Below are 556 nucleotides of genomic sequence, written 5' to 3'. Positions count from 1 at the left end.
CTCTTCTACGACCAGAACCCGCCCCACTCCGAGAAACATCTGATCGGTGAAAATGAAACGCTTGTCCGATTGGTGACCAGTTTCGCCACTTCGACAGAAGAAATCGATCGCTTTGGTGAACTGATCGCATAAAAAAAGCGGCGCATTGCTGCGCCGCCTTTCTCATCTGTATACACCAACCGCTTAGTGCGTGGCTTTCGCCTCGATCTGCTTGGCTTCCTTGTCGGACAAGGAAGTGACAGCGATCTTGCGCGGCTTCATCTCCTCCGGAATTTCGCGCTTGAGTTCAATGTGCAAAAGGCCGTTTTTCAGGCTCGCACCACTGACTTCGACGAAATCGGCAAGATGGAAGCGGCGCTCGAAAGCGCGCGAGGCGATACCGCGGTAAAGCGTTTCGGCCTTTTCATCAGACTTCTCTACAGCCTTTTCGCCCGTCACCTTGAGCTGGTTGCGATGTGCCTCGATCTGGATCTCGTCCTCCGAGAACCCGGCAACAGCGATGGTGATGAGATAGGTGTTATCGCCAGTCCGCTCGATATTATAGGGCGGGTAGGTC

General features: G+C 54.0%; 1 protein-coding gene. It reads right to left on the bottom strand.

The genetic code is table 11. The annotated features are described in order from the left end of the window. Window positions 1-183 precede the first annotated feature (183 nt). Window positions 184-556: Hsp20 family protein (locus ACXJ5O_RS29390; protein ID WP_457302977.1), on the bottom strand; the 373-nt coding region annotated here is incomplete at its 5' end.

The sequence above is a fragment of the Phyllobacterium sp. P5_D12 genome, from assembly GCF_054049495.1.
Note: the sequence above shows the minus strand (reverse complement) of the source record. Positions and strands in the feature narration are given on the sequence as shown.